We start from the raw sequence: 15,100 nt of genomic DNA, 5'->3' as shown, positions 1-15,100 counted from the left end.
CGGCATCAGACGAACGGCTTGCCGACCTTGTACTTTTGCGGGACCAGCCGCTTCAGATAGGCCATCCCCGCATCGGACAGCCGGTTGACTTCCGGCAGCATGAAATCATCCGGCATATGGCGCGTCTTGCCGGCGACGTTCTTCAGCGGCACCTTCTTCAGCACGGTTTTCTTGCCGTCATATTGCAGCGCCACCGAACCGCCCCCCTCGTCGGCCACCGTGACCGCGAAGGCACCGGCATCGAAGGCCTCCTGCGCGTCCACCGCGCTGATGGCGCCGACATAGCCGCGCGGCATATAGCCGAGCGCATCGACGCGCGCCCGCTTGCCCGGCAATCCTTCGGCGAGCGCGCGCTCCAAGGCTGCCGGCAGGTCGCTGCCCGACAGCTTGACGTTGCCGTGCTGGTCGCGCTCCAGCCTTTCCGGCGGCACCAGGCTTTCGACCAGCGCTTTGCCGTCGGCGGTGCTGACGCCTTCGGAGACGGCAACGATGCAGCGCTTGTGGCGGTCGAGCGTTGCACGAACGTCGTCGATGAAGCCCGCCGCGGAGAACGGCCGCTCCGGCACGTAGACGAGATGCGGGCCGCTGTCCTGATCGAGCTGCCAGGCCGCGGACGCGGCCGTCAGGAAACCGGCATGCCGCCCCATGACGATGCCGACATAGATGCCCGGCAGAGCGCGGAAATCGAGATCGACCGAAAGGAATGCTCCAGCGACGAACTCGGCCGCCGACATGAAGCCGGGCGTGTGATCGTTCTCCTGGAGATCGTTGTCGATGGTTTTCGGCGCGTGGACGAAGGCGATCTTGCCGCCGGCGGCGTCGGTGAGGATCTGCTGCGTGCCCGAGGTGTCGTTGCCGCCGATATAGATGAAGGCATCGGCGCCGGCGTTCTTCAAGCCGTTGAGGATGAGGTCGCAATAGGCGGCATCCGGCTTGTCGCGCGTCGAACCAAGCGCGGCGCTCGGTGTCGCCGCGATCAGCCGCAGGCGGTCCTCGGGGATGGCGGAAAGATCGACGTAATTGCCGTCACGAATTCCGCGCACGCCGTGGATGGAACCAAGCACCTTGGCGCCGGGATGCCGCTTGCGGATTTCGAGCGTGGCGCCCACCACGGTCTGGTTGATGACGGCGGTCGGGCCGCCGCCTTGCGCGATGACAAAAGTTCCGGCCATTGTTCACGTCTCCCGGGCGGTGAAAATCGCAGGCACATTCGCCTGTCTTGCGGCATCGCGCAACGGCAGAGGCAGTGGGTCAGTTTGAAATCGGGCCACTCTTCGCCTGCAGCGCGATAGGATCCGTTTCGATGAGCCGAAGTGACCTGACCATACTCGCCGTCTGCGCCTTGTATTTGAGAAAGTGCGACGTGGTCAGGTGGGCCTCATAGGCCGCCTGATCGGCGTAGCATTCGATCACGCGCACCTTTTCAGGCGTGCCTTTTACTGCCACCGCATGAAGGAAAAGCACGCCCGGCTCGACGCGTACAGAAGCCTCAATCTCTTCGGCAAGCAGGGCCCTGTAGCTGCCGATCTGCTTAGGATCGATTTCCAGTTCGGCTATCCTGACAATCGGCATCAATTGCTTTCTTGCTTCTTGCAGGGACCACGCATGGTCGGCTTCTCCGCTTCGCTCGCCTCGATCAGTGCAACGATGTCGCGATCTCCCAAAACTTGTCAGTCACACGAGTGGACATGGCTGGGCAAGGCGAAGCGTCGCATGAATTCGCACAAAATGTAGTACATGGGTGTGCAGCGCTAGCCGGCAGAGTAATCGCTCGAGCCTTGGCCGCCGGTCAGACGACGACGACCGGATTCTTCTTGGAGACGCGGCTGTAGAGATCGATGATGTCCTGGTTGATCAGGCGCACGCAGCCCGACGACATCGCCTGGCCGATGCTCCACCATTCGGGCGAGCCGTGGATGCGATAGCCGGTGTCGCTGCCGTTCTGATAGATGTAGAGGGCACGCGCGCCGAGCGGATTGTCGAGGCCGCCCGGCTGTCCGCTTTGCCATTTCACCAGTTCCGGCCTGCGGGCGATCATCTCGGGCGGTGGGGTCCAGACCGGCCATTCCTTGCCGTACTGGATGTTGGCGCGGCCGGACCAGCGGAACCCGTCCTTGCCGATGCCGACGCCGTAACGGATCGCATCGCCGCCGGGCTGCACCAGATAGAGCAGCCGTTCCTGCGAGTGAACGACGATGGTGCCGGGTTGCTCGCCGGTCGGATCGACGACGATCTGGCGGCGGAACTCCGGCTTGACCTTGAGATAGGGCACTTCCGGCACATTGAAGCCACCGTCGGTGAGCGAAGCGTACATCACGTCGGGGCTGGTGATGTTCTTGTCGACGCTGATACTCGGACGGATGGGCCGGATCGAGCCGGTGGTGACGTCGTCGAGCTGCAGCGACGGCAGATCCAGCGTCTGGCTGCAGCCGGCGACGCCGAGCAGCGCCAGCGCACCGGCGCCGGACAGCACCGTGCGGCGGGAAAGCTGTATTTCGGTTTCGATTGCGTCGCCGTTGTGCGGCAGCGACAGACCTTGCGGCAACTCACGCATTTACCCAAACCCTACGCTATCGGCGGGAAACACGGTCCGGCCGGATAGCAGGCATTTTCGCCAATCATGGTTGAAAAAGCGTGAAGGCCGGCCGCCTGGCATTAACGAGGGGCTTTTTCGATTTTTGCCTCTTTACATCTGCGCGGGACCAAGGATTTATCCTCTTCTTTGAGCTCAAGGAGAAGAAAATGTCCTTCGAAAACTGGGCCGCTTTTGCCGCCGCCTCGGCAGTCCTTCTGGTCATTCCAGGTCCGACCATCCTGCTGGTGGTGTCCTATGCGCTCGGCCAGGGCTGGCGCACCGCGCTGCCGATGGCAGTCGGCGTGGCGCTCGGCGACTTCACCGCGATGACATTGTCGATGCTGGGCATCGGCGCGCTGCTGGCGGCGTCCGCCACCGTATTCACCGTGCTGAAGGTGATCGGCGCCGGCTATCTGATCTATCTCGGCATCAAGCTGTTTCGCGCCGGCGGCGCGCTCCGGGCCGAACCGCGCACCGATGCGGTGTCGTCGGCGAAAATGATGGCGCATGCCTGGCTGGTTACCGCGCTCAATCCGAAAAGCATCACCTTTTTTGTCGCCTTCCTGCCGCAGTTCCTCGACCGGCATGCGGATTTCTGGACACAGATGCTGATCTTCGAGACGACCTTCCTGGCGCTCGCCTTCGCCAATGCCTTCGGTTATGCGCTGATCGCCGCAAGGGCGCGCAACGTGGTGCGCAACCCAAAGGCGATCCGCATCTTCAACCGCACCGGCGGCACGCTGCTGGTCGGCGCCGGCATCGCGACAGTGGCGATGCGCTCGGGCAACTGAGGACAGACCATGGCGGTGAGCGATGCATTCGGCCTGACACTGTCTGGCGCGACGGAGGCCAGGCTCTCGTCCTACAGCCGGGCTGTTCGCGAATTGCAGTGCTTCATCGGCGATCCGGTCGGTTCCATTGACCGGGCAATCGCCGAAGATCCCGGCTTCGTCATGGCGCATGTGTTCAAGGGTTATCTCTTTGGCCTTGCCACCGAGCGCGAAGCGACGGCGGTGGCCAAGGCATGTCACGAGGCGGCGCTGCCGCTTGCCGCGACGACGCGCGAGCAGGCGCATGTCGCCGCCCTTGGCTACCTTGCGGATGGACGCTGGCACGAGGCCGCCCGCGTGCTGGAGGATATCGCCATCGAGTTTCCGCTCGATGCGCTGGCGCTGCAGACCGGCCACCAGATCGACTTCTTCACCGGCAATGCGCGCATGCTGCGCGACCGCATCGGCCGCGCGCTGCCGTCCTGGCAGAGCGGCATGCCGGGCTATCACGCCATACTCGGGATGCAGGCCTTCGGGCTGGAAGAAATGGGCGACTACGCGCGCGCCGAAAAACTTGGCCGCACGGCGGTGGATCTCGAGCCGCGCGACGGCTGGGCCCAGCATGCGGTGGCCCATGTCATGGAGATGCAGAGCCGGCAGAAGGACGGCATTCTGTGGATGCGCGCCAATCCCGAAGCGTGGACGCGGGAAAGCTTCCTGCAGGTGCATAATTGGTGGCATCTGGCGCTGTTCCATTATGATCTCGGCGAGACCGACGAGGTGCTGGCGCTCTACGACGGGCCGATCTATGGCGAGCGCTCGAAGCTGGCGCTCAACATGGTCGATGCCTCGGCGATCCTGTGGCGGCTGCATCTCGGCGGCGTCGATGTCGGCGAGCGCTGGACGGCACTCGCCGCCAACTGGTTGCCCAAGGCGAGCGCCGGCCATTATGCCTTCAACGACGCCCACGCGATGATGGCGTTTGTCGGCGCCGGCCTCGAAGCGCCGGCCCGCGGCTTGCTCGAGGCGCAGCGCGAGGCGATCCGCGGCAAGGACGACAACGCTGCTTTCACCAGGGATGTCGGCCAGCCCCTGACGCTCGCCATCAAGGCATTCGGCGAGGGCAATTATGCCGGGACGATACGCCTGATCCGGCCGATCCGGGCAATCGCCCATCGCTTCGGCGGCAGCCACGCACAACGCGACGTCATCGACCTGACGCTGATCGAGGCGGCATTGCGTTCCGGTGATGGCGCGCTGGCGAGGGCGCTTGCGGCGGAACGCGCGCTGGCACGGCCGGACAGCCCGTTGTCGGCACTGTTTTCACGGCGTGCAACCGCTCTCGCGGCGAATTGACCAAGGCCACATCTTGCCTTAAAAACTGCCCCGGCCAGATTTTTTCGAGCGTCGAAAAAATCTTCGCGTGTTGACCGGGGTGCGTTTCCGGCGGCACGATTGCCGGGATATCTTCGCCGCCCGTGTCACAGGACTGGGCAGGGAAGCAAGAAAGACCGTCGCCGCCAGGCATGACGGACATGGGAGGAAACATGTATCTCGGCCTCGATCTCGGCACGTCGGGCGTCAAGGCGCTGCTGATCGATGCAAGGCAGAGCATCGTCGGTTCCGGCCATGCACCGCTCGACGTGTCGCGCCCGCATCCCGGCTGGTCCGAGCAGAACCCGGCCGACTGGATCCGCGCCTGCGAAGCGGCGGTCGGCGAGCTGCGGTCAATGCATGCGAAGGAACTCGCGGCGGTCAAAGGCATCGGCCTTTCCGGCCATATGCATGGCGCCACTCTGCTCGATGCCGCCGATCAGGTGCTGCGCCCCTGCATCCTATGGAACGATACACGCAGCCACGCCGAGGCGGCCGCGCTCGACGCCGACCCGCGCTTTCGCAAGCTAACCGGCAACATCGTCTTTCCCGGTTTCACCGCGCCAAAGCTGGCCTGGGTCAAGAACAACGAACCGGCTGTTTTCGCCAAGGTGGCAAAGGTCCTGCTGCCGAAGGACTTTTTGCGGCTCTGGCTCGCCGGCGAGCATATTTCGGAAATGTCGGATTCGGCTGGCACGTCGTGGCTCGATGTCGGCAAACGAGCCTGGTCCGCCGAACTGCTCGCCGCCACATCGCTCGACGAAAGCCAGATGCCGTCGCTGGTCGAAGGCACGGCCAAGGCCGGTGCCTTGCGCGCCGAACTGGCCGCGAAATGGGGCATGCAGGCGGGCATCCCGATCGCCGGCGGTGCCGGCGACAATGCGGCTTCGGCCTGCGGCATGGGCACGGTCGGCGCCGGGCAGGCGTTCGTCTCGCTCGGCACGTCCGGCGTGCTTTTCGCCGCCAACGCGTCGTATCTGCCCAACCCGGAAAGCGCCGTGCACACATTCTGCCACGCACTGCCCGGCACCTGGCACCAGATGGGCGTCATCCTGTCGGCAACCGATTCGCTCAACTGGCTGTCGGGGATCGCTGGAAAAAGCGCCGGCGAGTTGACCGCCGAACTCGGCGATGCGCTGCAGGCGCCGGCCGGTGTCTCCTTCCTGCCGTACCTGTCAGGCGAGCGGACGCCTCACAATGATTCCGTCATTCGGGGCGCGTTTACCGGGCTTGCCCACGAATCCGGCCGCGCGGCGCTGACCCAGGCCGTGCTCGAAGGCGTCGCTTTCGCTTTCCGCGACAGCCTCGAAGCTCTGGCCAAAGCCGGCACGACGCTGACCCGGGTGACGGCGATCGGCGGCGGCTCGCGCTCGCGCTATTGGCTGAAGGCCATCGCCACAGCGCTTGGCCTGCCAGTCGATATTCCAGCCGACCGCGATTTCGGCGCTGCCTTTGGCGCGGCCCGACTTGGCCTGATCGCGGCGACCGGTGCCGATCCGCGCGCCGTCTGCGCGGCGCCGGCGACCGACGCCACGGTCGAGCCGGTCGCCGCCCTCGGTGACGCCTATGCGCAAGCCTATCAGCGCTATCGCCAGCTTTATCCGGCGATCAGAGGCGCCACGGCGTGAACGGTTTCCCGCCCACGCCGCGGCCTGCCGAGAAGGCCTCATTGTGCCGGCACTTTGTCGAGAAAGCCGGTGACGCTTTTCAGCCGGCCATTTTCGATGACGCCGATATCCGTGCCTTCGATGACGGATTCGATGCCGTCCGGCCCAAGATTCCACGAAAAGCGGATGGTATCGGCGAAGCCGTCCGGCTTGCCTTTCAGCGAGAACCTAAAGCCGGCAAAGCGCTGCTGCACGCCGTCGATCAGCGCCGCGATGCCGTCATGGCCGTCGCCCCGCATGATCGGATCGCGATAGCCGACGTCCTCGGTGAAGGTTGCCTCGAGCAAGGCTTTTCTGCGCGCGTCGTCGCTCTCGTTCCAGGCGGCGATGTAGTTTTCGGCAATGGTGTTGAGGTCGGTCATGGTCTGTCTCCTTCGTTGGGTGGCTTTGACATGAGCCTTTTCGACCAGCTTCAGCGCGAAACCAATTACGCCTGAGGTAATCAGGCCGAACCATGCGAGAGGAAAAGAACATGAGCAGCGGTTTTTTCGGCGACATCCAACAGATCAAATACGAGGGACCGGATTCGACCAATCCGCTGGCCTACCGGTTCTACAATCCCGACGAGATCGTCGCCGGCAAGCGGCTGGAAGACCATCTGCGCTTTGCCGTCGCTTATTGGCATTCCTTCGCCTGGCCGGGCGGCGATCCGTTCGGCGGCCAGACGTTCGACCGGCCATGGTTCCCCAAGGCCGGCGGCACCGACACCATGGAGCTGGCCAAACTCAAGGCCGACGTCGCCTTCGAGATGTTTTCGCTGCTGGGCGCGCCTTATTTCTGCTTCCACGATGCCGACGTGCGGCCGGAGGGCCGGGACTTTTCCGAAAGTGCGGCGCGGCTCGACGAGATCGCCGATTACTTCTCGGGAAAGATGAAGCAGACCGGCGTCAAGCTGCTGTGGGGCACGGCCAACCTGTTCTCCAACCGCCGCTTCATGTCAGGCGCCGCCACCAATCCCGATCCGGACGTCTTTGCCTATTCGGCGGCGACGGTGAAACACTGCATCGACGTCACCAAGCGGCTGAACGGCGAGAACTACGTGCTGTGGGGCGGCCGCGAGGGCTATGAGACGCTGCTCAACACCGACCTTGCCCGCGAACAGGAACAGGCCGGCCGTTTCCTCAACCTGGTGGTCGATTACAAGCACAGGATCGGCTTCGAAGGCACCATCCTGATCGAGCCGAAGCCGCAGGAGCCGACCAAGCACCAGTATGATTACGACGTCGCCACCGTCTATGGCTTCCTCAAGCGTTTCGGACTGGAGAACGAGGTCAAGCTCAACATCGAGCAGGGCCACGCCATCCTGGCCGGCCATTCGTTCGAGCATGAACTGGCGCTGGCCAACGCGCTCGGCATTTTCGGTTCGATCGACATGAACCGCAACGACTACCAGTCGGGCTGGGACACCGACCAGTTCCCCAATAATGTGCCGGAGATGGCTCTGGCCTACTACCAGGTGCTGCAGGCCGGCGGCTTCAAGACCGGCGGCACCAATTTCGACGCCAAGCTCAGGCGCCAGTCGCTCGATCCGCAGGATCTGCTGATCGGCCATATCGGCGGCATGGATTGTTGCGCCCGCGGCCTCAAGGCGGCAGCGCGCATGGTCGAGGACAAGGCGCTGTCCGCCCCGCTCGCCGAGCGCTATGCCGGCTGGGATTCGGCCGAGGCCAAGGCGATGCTTGCCGGCAAGCGTACGCTGGAGGAGGTCGCTGAGCGCGTCGTCAAGGAGAAGATCGAGCCGCAGCCCAGATCCGGCCGCCAGGAGCTACTCGAGAACATCGTCAACCGGTACGTCTGAGGCGTACCCGGTTCGCGGCCGCATTGTTCGAACGGCCGCGGATAAAGGCGGCTTTCCGCGGGGCTGAAACCAACAAGGTTTGCCCCGTGTGAAACTCGCGTGGCCTGTTCGCTGACTGGGTCTGGCGCGTCTTAGCCGTGATCGAGGCCTCTCAGGTAGGCGCAAAACATGTCGGCCATGGCGTTGGCGTAGACTTCAATCTCCTTGGGCGTTCGAGGCGTCTCCGAGAACTGCTTCCCCACCGTGCTAAGCGTCGTCATGACCAGGTCGCCGGCCAATTCGCGAGTCACTTGCGCGGCGTTTGGCAATGCCTCCTGCATGAAGAGCTGGATGGTGCGGTCTCCGGACGCCCTTGCCGTGTGCGCCTCGGGCGCGTCGCGGTAAAGCGGTGCGGCGTCGTCGAGCGCCACACGCACCGCGGCCTCGTCACACTCCGAGCGGAGGAAGGCGTGGACCAGGTCGCGCAGCCGTTCAAGTGGCGGTTTCCTGACGTCCTCGAGGATGTCGCGCAGCAAATCGGTCGTCTGCCGCCATTCGTCGCTCTGGAGCCGGAACAGGATCGCCGCCTTGTTCGGAAAATACTGATACAGCGATCCGACGCTGACGCCGGCCTTCTCGGCCACCCGTGCCGTGGTGAAGCGCTGCGCGCCTTCCCTCGCCAAAACCTGAACAGCAGCCTGCAAAATCGCAGCGACGAGCTCCGCCGAGCGGGCTTGCTTGGGCTGTTTTCGCGAGGAAATCCGGGAGCTTCGGTGATCGCTCATTGAGGGGCGCGCCAATGCGATTAGTGAACGCGAATGATTGGTCGTATTTTGAATGCCGCACAAGAACGCATTCCATTCCGACTGGAGACCGATATGACCACACTGACGACAACGCCGCTCGCGCCCCTGCTGGACCGCCTGTTCGAGGAAGCCGCTGCCGCAACGAGCCCTGCAGTGGCGGAACTCTCCGCCGAGGAGCGGATGCGCCTCGTTCGAAGCAAGACCGAATACCTCGATTTCTATGGGCGGCTAAGGGATCTCTGGCTTCCCGTTTCGCGAGAGACCGGCACGCTGCTCTACATGCTGGCACGAGGCAGCGGCGCACAGACGATCGTTGAATTTGGAACCTCGTTCGGCATCTCGACCCTGCACCTTGCCGCAGCCTTGCGGGACAATGGCGGCGGCCGCCTGATCACCAGCGAGTTCGAGCCATCCAAGGTCGCGCGCGCGAGGCGTAATCTGACAGCAGGCGGTCTCATCGACATGGTGGAAATCCGACAGGGAGACGCGCTGCAAACATTAAGCGTCGATCTTCCCGAAAGCGTCGACCTGCTTCTGCTCGACGGCGCCAAAGCGCTCTATCCCGAGATCTTGAGTCTGGTTGAAAGCCGCCTCAGGCCGGGCGCCTTCGTCATTGCCGACAACGCCGATCTTTGCCCCGAATACCTCGAGCGGGTGCGCTCGACCGGGAGTGGCTACATGTCCACGCCGTTCGGCGAGGATGTTGAACTGATGCGGCTTGGCTGAAGCACTGCCTGACCTGCCGGAACGATCGTGCCCAAGATGGGCGGCGGCGGACAAAACTTTGCCCGGCATCGCCCATCAATCGCCTCGCTCTTGCCTTCAAACAGCCGTCACGAACCTCCTATAGTGTGGTTCGTGGCGGGATTCAGAAAGAAGGAGGCGAAACGATATGCAGCACGAACGCGAAATCGACGCCCTGCTCTCATCTGGCGAGGCTGGATCGATCATCGACCGGCTGATGGCGCTGCCGCACCCGAAACAAGGTGCGCTGAGTGCAAACGAATGGGATCGCGCGGTCGCCAGCCGCTTCGAGACCCATCTTGCGAGACAGATGCGCTCGCAGATCGACGGCAGCAGCGACCGCCAGGACGCTGCCTGATCTACCTTTGTCTATGCATGTCGTTATCCCAAAACCGCTCCGCACCCTCGGGTCAAGCCCGTGGCCAAGCTTTTGGGCGACATGCATTATCCCCGACGCAGCCTGACCGGCGCTTCGCCGAACGCTCTTGAAAACGCTCTGGAAAATGCCGCGGCGGACGAAAACCCCGTTCGCCCGGCAATGTCCGCCATGGCGATGCGCGTGTCGACCACCAGCCGGCGCGCGGCGCCGAGGCGCAGCCTGAGGTAATAAGCGCCCGGCGTTTCGCCGATCGACTTGCGAAAGATGCTTTCCAGCGTCCGTGCCGTCACCCCGGCGCGCTTTGCCACGGCGGCGATAGTCAGCGGCTGGTCGACATGCGCTTCCATCAGCCGAATGGCTTGCGCCAGCCTGGGATCGTAGCCGTCGAGACGGCCGAGCGAGACCAGCGGTTGCGCGTCCGTCGCGGCGCGCGCCTGGTCGTAGATGAAGACGCTCGCGACATCTAGCGCCACGGCCATGCCGAGCCGCGTGCGGATCAGATGCAGCATCAGGTCGAAGGTCGGCGAGGCGCCGCCGGTGGTGAACACCGGGCCATCGATGACGTAGCGGTCGGGGCGCACGTCGACGCCGGGAAAGGCCGACGAGAAATCCTCCATGTCCTCCCAGTGGGTGGTGGCGCTGCGCCCCTCCAGCAGACCCGCGCGGGCAACCAGCCAGGTGCCGGCCTCGACGCCGCCGCAGGCGCGTGCCGCGCGCGCCGCCCGGCGCAGTCCGGACAGCAGGGCCGATGTGGCGTAGTTCTGCGTGCCGAAGCCGGCGACGACGACCAGCATATCGGTTGTGTCAGCCGCATCGAAGCGGCCGCTGACCACCACCGGCAGGCCGCATGTGGTGACCGGCGCCTCGCCTGTCACCGAGACCAGCCTGAAATCGAACAGCGTCTCACCGGCAATGCGGTTGGCGGCGCGCAACGGATCGACGGCCGACGCGACGCACATGATCGACGAGCCGGAGAATACCAGCAGCGTTACCTTGAGCGGCAAACGCTCGGCCCGAAAGATCGTCGGTTTTTCGTTTTTGGTCACACGATCTTCGTAAAACGCAAAACAGTTTCCGGCAAGTCAGGCATTCTTGCCCTACGTTCTATTGGGAGAGAGTCCGATGCCGTTAGCGATGAACCGTGAGGTTTTCATTACCTGTGCCGTGACCGGGTCCGGCGGTTCGCAGGACCGCAGCCCGCATGTGCCGCGCTCGCCCAGAGAGATCGCCGATTCGGCTATCGAGGCGGCAAAGGCAGGTGCTGCAATCGTGCACTGCCATGTGCGCGATCCCGAGACCGGCAAGCCTAGGCGCGACGTGCATCTCTATCGCGAAGTAACCGAGCGCATCCGCGCGGCGGACGTCGACGTGGTGCTGAACCTGACCGCCGGCATGGGGGGTGACATGGTATTCGGCCCGCCGGAGAAGCCGCTGCCGCTGAACGAAAAAGGCACGGACATGGGCGGCGCGAGCAACCGCATGGAACATGTGAGCCAGTGCCTGCCGGAAATCTGCACGCTCGATTGCGGCACCATGAATTTCGCCGAGGCCGATTATGTCATGACCAATACGCCCGGCATGCTGCGTGCCATGGGCGGCATGATGACGGCGCTCGGCGTCAAGCCGGAGATCGAGGCCTTCGACACCGGGCATCTGTGGTTCGCCAAGCAATTGGTCGAGGAAGAAGTGCTGAAGCCGGACGCGCTGGTGCAATTGTGCATGGGCGTGCCGTGGGGCGCGCCGGACGACCTCAACACCTTCATGGCCATGGTCAACAATGTACCGTCGACCTGGAACTGGTCGGCCTTTGCCATTGGCCGCAACCAGATGGCCTATGTCGCAGCCGCGGTGCTGGCCGGCGGCAATGTCCGCGTCGGACTGGAGGATAATCTCTGGCTCGACAAGGGCGTGCTGGCGACCAATGCGCAGCTGGTCGAGCGGGCGGTCAGCATCGTGTCGAATATGGGCGCCAGGGTCATCGGCCCGGACGAAGTCCGCAAGAAGCTGAACCTGACGAAGCGCGCACCGCTTTGAAAGCCGGTAGCCGGTTGGGAGGAGCCGCCGATGAAGACCGTGAAATTCACCGCCATGAAGGACGGCGACCGCGAGGACTATGCCTTCCTCACCGAGCACGAGATCGACTATGCGGCAAAGACCGGCGAGCGGCTGCTCGACGCGCTCGTCCAGCTTGATGCGGGCCTCTCGGGCTACAAGATCACCCGGCTCGGCCATTCACTGCAAGCGGCAACACGGGCCTGGCGCGACGGCGCCGACACCGACTGGATTGCCTGCGCCTTGCTGCACGATATTGGCGACATCTACGCGCCCTATAACCACGACGAGTATGCGGCGTCGATCCTGAAGCCTTTTGTGCGCGAGCAATGCACCTGGGTGGTGGAGAAGCACGGCGATTTCCAGCGCCTCTATTACGCCCACCACCTCGGCGGCAATCCACACGCCCGCGACCGTTTCGCCGGGCACATCTACTTCGACGATTGCGATAAGTTTTGCGAACGCTGGGATCAGTCGAGCTTCGATCCCGACTACGAGACATTGCCGATCGATTTCTTCCGGCCCTTCGTGCTCGAAGTGTTCGCGCGCAAGGCCTATGACGCATCCGTGATCCGTGCCGGCGAGCGTGTCGCCCTCACCGACCCCGCAACAGCCCGCACAAGAACCGGAGCTTCCGCATGAGCATCATCAACAAGGCGGCCGCCATCGGCGGCGGCGTCATCGGCGCCGGCTGGGTGGCGCGGCTGCTGCTCAACGGCATCGACGTGTCGATCTTCGATCCCGACCCCGAGGCGTCACGCAAGGTCGGCGAGGTGATGAAGGGAGCGCGACGCGCCTACAAGCAGATGCTGCCCGGCGGCCTGCCGAAGGAGGGCAAGCTTACCTTCGCCAAGACGATCGCCGAGGCGGTGGCCGACGCCGACTTCATCCAGGAAAGCGTGCCGGAGCGGCTCGACCTGAAGCACCGCGTGCTGGCCGAGATCGACCTTTATGCGCCGGCCAACGCCATTGTCGGATCCTCCACCTCCGGCATCAAACCGACCGACATGCAGGTGGCGATGAAGAAGCACCCGGAGCGGCTGGTCGTCGGCCATCCGTTCAACCCCGTCTATCTGCTGCCGCTGGTCGAAATCGTCGGCGGCGAACAGACCTTTCCCGAGGCGATCGAAGTCGCCAAGGAGATGTATGCCTCGATCGGCATGAAGCCGGTGGTGATCCGCAAGGAGATCGAAGCGTTCGTCGGCGACCGGCTGCTCGAAGCGGCCTGGCGCGAGGCGCTGTGGCTGGTCAAGGACGGCATCTGCACGGTCGAGGAGCTCGACGACATCATGCGCTACGGCTTCGGCCTGCGCTGGGCGCAGATGGGCATGTTCCAGGTCTATCGCGTCGCCGGCGGCGAGGCCGGCATGCGCCACTTCATGGCGCAGTTCGGCCCGTGCCTGAAATGGCCGTGGACCAAGCTGATGGACGTGCCGGAGTTCAACGATGAGCTGGTCGAGCTGATCGCCACGCAGTCGGACGACCAGGCGCACGGTCTGTCGATCCGCGAGCTCGAAAAGATCCGCGACGACAATCTGGTCGCCATCATGGAGGCACTGTCGAAGCAGAACAAAGGCAAAGGCTGGGGTGCCGGCGCCCTGCATAAGGACTACACCAGGCAGCTGGCCAAGCTCGCGGCCAAGAAGCCCACCGCCTCCAAGGCGGCCGAAAAGGCAAAGGCTGAAAAGCCGAAGAAAAGGAAGAAAGGCTGAGACCATGGATTTTGGTCTTTCGGAGGAGCAGAAGCTCATCGTCGAGACGACGCGGGCCTTCGTCGAGAACGAGCTTTACCCACATGAGCGCGAAGTGGAGCGTACCGGCGTGCTGCGCCGCGAGCTGATCGAGGAGATCAAGGCCAAGGCGATCGAAGCCGGCCTCTATGCCGCCAACATGCCGGCCGATGTCGGCGGCGCCGGGCTCGATACGGTGACCTGGCTGCTCTATGAAAAGGAACTCGGCCGCGCCAATTACGCGCTGCATTGGACCTGCGTGGCGCGGCCTTCGAACATCCTTCTCGCCGGCACGCCGGAGCAGCGCGAAAAATATCTGTTTCCCTGCATTCGCGGCGAGAAATGGGATTGCCTGGCAATGACCGAGCCGGGCGCCGGCTCCGATCTGCGCGGCATGAAGGCAACCGCCGTGCAAGACGGCGACGACTGGGTGCTGAACGGCACCAAGCATTTCATCAGCCATGCGGACCTCGCCGATTTCGCCATCGTCTTCATGGCCTCGGGTGAGGAAGGGTCTTCGCGTGGAAAACGCAAGAAGATCACCGCCTTCTTTGTCGATAAGGGCACCAAGGGTTTTACGGTGCGCGACGGCTACCGCAACGTCTCGCATCGCGGCTACACCAATGCCATCCTCGAATTCGACGATTGCCGGTTGCCGGCCAGTCAGGTTCTGGGCGAGGTCCACAAAGGCTTCGACGTCGCCAATTCGTGGCTTGGCGCAACGCGCCTGCAGGTCGGCGCCACCTGCCTCGGCCGCGCCGAGCGGGCGCTTGGCCACGCCGTCGAATACGCCGCGCAGCGCCAGCAGTTCGGCCAGCCGATCGGCAAGTTCCAGGGCGTGTCGTTCAAGCTCGCCGACATGGCGACCGAGCTGAAGGCCGCCGACCTGATGGTGTTCGAAGCCGGCTGGAAGTACGATCAGGGTACCGTCACCGACCAGGACATGGCCATGGCCAAACTGAAGGCCACCGAGATGCTCGCCTTTGTCGCCGACGAGGCGATCCAGATCCATGGCGGCATGGGGCTGATGGACGATTTGCCGCTCGAGCGCATCTGGCGCGACGCCCGCGTCGAGCGCATCTGGGAAGGCACCTCGGAAATCCAGCGCCACATCATCTCGCGGGCGCTGCTGCGCCCGTTCGGGGGCTGAACAGCGCAATGTTTGCATTCCTTCGCGCCCCCCTCTGTCCTATCGGACATCTCCCCCTCAAGGGGGGAGATCGGCC

General features: G+C 64.0%; 16 protein-coding genes. 10 read left to right on the top strand and 6 right to left on the bottom strand.

The features are described from left to right. Nucleotides 1-5: 5 nt before the first annotated feature. From NKI17_RS06430 to NKI17_RS06420, 3 genes are all read right to left on the bottom strand, one after another. Nucleotides 6-1,172: a diphosphate--fructose-6-phosphate 1-phosphotransferase gene (locus NKI17_RS06430; protein ID WP_352620682.1), complete on the bottom strand. Its 1,167-nt coding sequence runs from the start codon at nt 1,170-1,172 to the stop codon at nt 6-8. Nucleotides 1,173-1,251: 79 nt separating this feature from the next. Then, nucleotides 1,252-1,572: a putative quinol monooxygenase gene (locus tag NKI17_RS06425; RefSeq protein ID WP_023680233.1), complete on the bottom strand. Its 321-nt coding sequence runs from the start codon at nt 1,570-1,572 to the stop codon at nt 1,252-1,254. 217 nt (nt 1,573-1,789) lie between these two features. After that, on the bottom strand, nt 1,790-2,554 hold the full coding sequence (locus NKI17_RS06420) for a L,D-transpeptidase (RefSeq protein ID WP_023680235.1): 765 nt from the start codon (nt 2,552-2,554) through the stop codon (nt 1,790-1,792). Nucleotides 2,555-2,742: 188 nt separating this feature from the next. On the opposite strand from NKI17_RS06420, the gene NKI17_RS06415 reads away from it, so the two are divergent. From NKI17_RS06415 to xylB, 3 genes are all read left to right on the top strand, one after another. Beyond that, on the top strand, nt 2,743-3,366 hold the full coding sequence (locus NKI17_RS06415) for a LysE family translocator (protein WP_352568431.1): 624 nt from the start codon (nt 2,743-2,745) through the stop codon (nt 3,364-3,366). Between the two features lie 9 nt (nt 3,367-3,375). Beyond that, the gene (locus NKI17_RS06410; protein WP_352905531.1) at nt 3,376-4,701 is read left to right on the top strand and encodes a tetratricopeptide repeat protein; all 1,326 of its coding nucleotides are present in this window, start codon (nt 3,376-3,378) and stop codon (nt 4,699-4,701) included. Between the two features lie 191 nt (nt 4,702-4,892). Beyond that, nucleotides 4,893-6,347 (top strand): xylulokinase, encoded by a 1,455-nt coding sequence (gene xylB, locus NKI17_RS06405; protein ID WP_352905543.1) that lies wholly within the window; start codon nt 4,893-4,895, stop codon nt 6,345-6,347. A 38-nt stretch (nt 6,348-6,385) separates the two neighbouring features. Here xylB and NKI17_RS06400 read toward each other — a convergent pair whose 3' ends face one another. Continuing rightward, nucleotides 6,386-6,748 carry a nuclear transport factor 2 family protein gene (locus NKI17_RS06400; protein ID WP_352568435.1) on the bottom strand — a complete coding sequence of 121 codons (363 nt, stop codon included), beginning with the start codon at nt 6,746-6,748 and terminating at the stop codon, nt 6,386-6,388. A 110-nt stretch (nt 6,749-6,858) separates the two neighbouring features. Between NKI17_RS06400 and xylA the strand changes: the two genes are divergently transcribed. Beyond that, on the top strand, nt 6,859-8,184 hold the full coding sequence (gene xylA / locus NKI17_RS06395) for a xylose isomerase (protein ID WP_352795602.1): 1,326 nt from the start codon (nt 6,859-6,861) through the stop codon (nt 8,182-8,184). Nucleotides 8,185-8,315: 131 nt separating this feature from the next. Here the strand turns inward: xylA and NKI17_RS06390 are convergent, their stop codons facing one another. Continuing rightward, a complete protein-coding gene (locus NKI17_RS06390; protein WP_352795601.1) occupies nt 8,316-8,948 on the bottom strand; it encodes a TetR/AcrR family transcriptional regulator in 633 nt (210 codons plus the stop codon). Between the two features lie 93 nt (nt 8,949-9,041). On the opposite strand from NKI17_RS06390, the gene NKI17_RS06385 reads away from it, so the two are divergent. Next, the gene (locus NKI17_RS06385; RefSeq protein WP_352905530.1) at nt 9,042-9,695 is read left to right on the top strand and encodes an O-methyltransferase; all 654 of its coding nucleotides are present in this window, start codon (nt 9,042-9,044) and stop codon (nt 9,693-9,695) included. Nucleotides 9,696-9,861: 166 nt separating this feature from the next. After that, entirely contained in the window at nt 9,862-10,071 is a 210-nt protein-coding gene (locus NKI17_RS06380) for a hypothetical protein (RefSeq protein ID WP_023680243.1), read from the top strand. Between the two features lie 86 nt (nt 10,072-10,157). Here the strand turns inward: NKI17_RS06380 and NKI17_RS06375 are convergent, their stop codons facing one another. Further along, entirely contained in the window at nt 10,158-11,138 is a 981-nt protein-coding gene (locus NKI17_RS06375; protein WP_352724635.1) for a GlxA family transcriptional regulator, read from the bottom strand. 76 nt (nt 11,139-11,214) lie between these two features. On the opposite strand from NKI17_RS06375, the gene bcoG reads away from it, so the two are divergent. Genes bcoG through NKI17_RS06355 form a run of 4 tightly spaced genes read left to right on the top strand, consistent with a single transcriptional unit; the run spans nt 11,215 to nt 15,024 of the window. Beyond that, a complete protein-coding gene (gene bcoG / locus NKI17_RS06370) occupies nt 11,215-12,126 on the top strand; it encodes a 3-dehydrocarnitine:acetyl-CoA trimethylamine transferase BcoG (protein ID WP_023677595.1) in 912 nt (303 codons plus the stop codon). 30 nt (nt 12,127-12,156) lie between these two features. Next, nucleotides 12,157-12,786 carry an HD domain-containing protein gene (locus tag NKI17_RS06365; RefSeq protein ID WP_023677594.1) on the top strand — a complete coding sequence of 210 codons (630 nt, stop codon included), beginning with the start codon at nt 12,157-12,159 and terminating at the stop codon, nt 12,784-12,786. After that, complete coding sequence (locus NKI17_RS06360; RefSeq protein ID WP_352620665.1) at nt 12,783-13,856, top strand: carnitine 3-dehydrogenase; 1,074 nt, start codon at nt 12,783-12,785, stop codon at nt 13,854-13,856. The genes NKI17_RS06365 and NKI17_RS06360 overlap by 4 nt, the downstream gene beginning before the upstream one ends. 4 nt (nt 13,857-13,860) lie before the next feature. Beyond that, on the top strand, nt 13,861-15,024 hold the full coding sequence (locus NKI17_RS06355; RefSeq protein ID WP_352701691.1) for an acyl-CoA dehydrogenase family protein: 1,164 nt from the start codon (nt 13,861-13,863) through the stop codon (nt 15,022-15,024). Nucleotides 15,025-15,100 lie beyond the last annotated feature (76 nt).

Source organism: Mesorhizobium sp. M0816 (genome assembly GCF_040320005.1).
GTDB lineage: Bacteria > Pseudomonadota > Alphaproteobacteria > Rhizobiales > Rhizobiaceae > Mesorhizobium.
Note: the sequence above shows the minus strand (reverse complement) of the source record. Positions and strands in the feature narration are given on the sequence as shown.